At 41.0% G+C, this 2,983-nt stretch carries 2 protein-coding genes; one reads left to right on the forward strand and one right to left on the reverse strand.

Going from position 1 to position 2,983, the window contains the following annotated elements; all coding sequences use genetic code 11:
- Window positions 1-1,086 precede the first annotated feature (1,086 nt).
- Window positions 1,087-1,677 (forward strand): replication/maintenance protein RepL, encoded by a 591-nt coding sequence (locus tag LCH29_RS43680; RefSeq protein WP_196191623.1) that lies wholly within the window; start codon window positions 1,087-1,089, stop codon window positions 1,675-1,677.
- 55 nt (window positions 1,678-1,732) lie between these two features.
- Here the strand turns inward: LCH29_RS43680 and LCH29_RS43685 are convergent, their stop codons facing one another.
- Window positions 1,733-2,812: a hypothetical protein gene (locus LCH29_RS43685; protein WP_196191622.1), complete on the reverse strand. Its 1,080-nt coding sequence runs from the start codon at window positions 2,810-2,812 to the stop codon at window positions 1,733-1,735.
- Window positions 2,813-2,983: the final 171 nt, after the last annotated feature.

The raw sequence follows: 2,983 nt of genomic DNA on the forward strand, positions 1-2,983 counted from the left end.
CCTTGTGCTTTAAAGCAACTTGCTGCTTTATAAAGCATTTAAATGCCTTTATTCATCCTGTGATATATCAACATTACGAGGTAGTGTTTTAGCCCATTAAAGCACTCTACGAGTGCATGGGCTCGCGTACGCGAGGAAGATCAAGAGCAAGATCAAAAGCCAAGATCAAAATCAAGAGCTGGTAGCCTTCAAAAAAACTTCGTTTTTTCTCAGTGGCTGTTTGTTTCAAAAGCACCGCGTTGCTTGTGCTTTATTCACCAGAACAGCACCGGCGACGGTGCCTATTACACCCCTGAACATTTCCCTCCAGGGAATGTGGGGGTGTGCTGTCAGTCCCCGAAAAGCAAAAGCGGGTTGGACAGTGACGAGGGTGCCCCCTCGATCCCATTCCACCCTAGAAGCTCCACAGAGGCCACTGGTGACGTGATCGAGGTCGTTTGACATGGTTGGCCGGCTTCATGGCCAAGCGTGTCAAATGACCCAACAACGACCGAAGGGAGGCGTTAGGGCACCCGATTGCACACCATCGATCCTACGGATCAGCCACATTTACAGGACGCCAGCCCGTTGGGCCGGTGGCTTTCCCCGTGTTCTCGCTCTGTTGATCTCATGGCTTGCCGTCGTCCTACGGCCTAGGCCACCCACTCAATCACCATACCGAGGCGTGGGGAACCTGCTACGCGTTGTGGCTGATCCTCGACCTGAAAACAGCAATCTAAAGGGCTGAAAATCAAAGGCTTTGAAAACCACCCTAATAATATAAGAAGGAGCCATATTCCAAAAACACCCATTTAACCCCGTAAAATCAACCTTTTCGCATGAATGGGCATTCATCACCTCAGTGATACTAGTTCATCACCTCAGTGATACTGGGTCATCACCTCAGTGATACTGGTTCATTAAAAATGATGAATGTTTTAGCTAAAACCAAAAAAAACACTCCTCAAAAATGATGAATCTCGACGGAGATAAGGCGTTCACCAGCTCAGTGAATGGCAATCATCAAAAAAAATGAACGATCATCATTGACAATGATGAGAATCATGTTAATTTGTAAGTAAGATAATATTTTTAGGAGCGTTTTTTATGCCAAAAGCAAATGTTAAAAAAGAAGAATTACCAAAAGAAAGTAATGTTAAAAAGCTTACAACACCAACTAAAAAAACCACATATACCGATACTAAACGTATCGTTAATGAGGAAACTGGTCAGGTAAAACAAACAGTCACAAACACCATTGCAAGAGTTCCACAAGAACCCTTGTATGTGAAGGTCTATCTACAAGACATTAACCGCATCTATGACCTTCCCAAAGGCTGCTCCCCAGCCTTATACGAGATACTTAAAGAAATGAATTGGAAGGGCATAATAAACCTTCCAAAATACACAAAAGAGCAATGTGCAGCTGCTGCTGGTTTAACATTAAAATCGTTCAGTAACTGCATTACTGACTTGATTAAAAAAGACATTCTAAAACGTCTTGGTACATCCGTTTATATAGCAAATCCTCACTTGTTCGGACAAGGAAAATGGCTTGAAATAATGGAAAGACGTGAAACGTATAACATCACAATCAACTACACGCCAAACGGCAAACGTGAAGTTACATCATCGTTTGACCCAGCAAGCCCTGAAAATCAATATGAAAATACCGATGATGAACAACAATCAGCATAATATAGAATAACCCCCGAAAGGGGGTTTAAAAGCATTCTGGTTGTGCTTTGCACTTTTAAATCTTGAATTTTCTTTTTAAACCATTGTTAATTTCTTTAACTTTTGCAATATTTTCCTTTGTTATTTTCAATGTTGATAGTGGATCACCACTATCATCAATATTAAAGAACTCTACAAGGCGTTTATATGTGGTTTTAAGTGCTTCGGTGAACACCGGAAAGTTCTGGCTAAAACTCTCCACATACGACCTTAATTTGCTTGATTGATTGAACTTTTCAGTGAATTGGTCGATATTGTTTTTTATTGTTTCTCGTAATTCGCTTTCAGCAACTTTTTTTTCTTCTCTTTTGTTCAATATATCTATTGCTTCATTACATTCAGCTAGGATCTCATCGGTAGCCGCTGCAGCCTCTTCTAGAAGCTCTTGATTGGCCTTTAATGCTCGTTCCTGCTGGATTTGACGCTGTTCCAGCTCGGCCTGCAGGCGTTCGATCTCTGCCTGTTTAGAGGCTATAAAATCGTCTTTTTCGTCATGCTTGGCCTTGGTCATATCAGCAGAAACACCACGGACAAACCCAAGATCCTCGAAACGCTTGCCTGCAGTGTCCTGCAGCTTCGACCATATCGAATCACCTTTGCGGCCCATGAGGTCACGCAATGGGGCTTTGTTGGTCTTAAAATCATAATTGAAGAAAATACATTGGGCATGGTAATTCATCTTATATTCGCCTGTTTCTGGGTCTTTATGGCCTTCGTCCATATGCATTTCCCAGCCCAACGGCTCCATGCCGGTTTGTTCTTTTACATCCTGCATAAACTGCTCGATATGCTCGGAAAACGATGTTTTCCAATCGGATTTTTTCATTATTTCGAGCATTTGGTCCCTAGAAAACGACAATACTCCGTCCATGAAGGTATTTGAATTTTTTTGTATTTTCTTGCCTTTAATGCTTTCTACTTGGTCATAAACCTCTTTATATCGATCATAGATGTTATAGCCACAGCCAAAATTATCAGCAGCAAATTGCTTGATTTGATTTGTGTTTTCAGCAAAGACACGTTGAACGTGTCCTATTTCACCAGCAGCGTTAGAATTTTTATAATACTTGGCATTGAATGAGACGTAATTTTTCATGGTGCGAAAATGATGTTATATGATCATGTTGTAACATATATTTTCAGTTAATCAAGTGCTTATAAAGCACTACCTTGTGCTTTAAAGCAACTTGCTGCTTTATAAAGCATTTAAATGCCTTTATTCATCCTGTGATATATCAACATTACGAGGTAGTGTTTTAGCCCATTA

Source organism: Streptomyces sp. BRA346, assembly GCF_052851135.1.

Coding starts and splice junctions, on each gene's coding strand:
- LCH29_RS43680 (WP_196191623.1), top strand. CDS start 1,087: ATGCCAAAAGCAAATGTTAAAAAAGAAGAATTACCAAAAGAAAGTAAT.
- LCH29_RS43685 (WP_196191622.1), bottom strand. CDS start 2,812: ATGAAAAATTACGTCTCATTCAATGCCAAGTATTATAAAAATTCTAAC.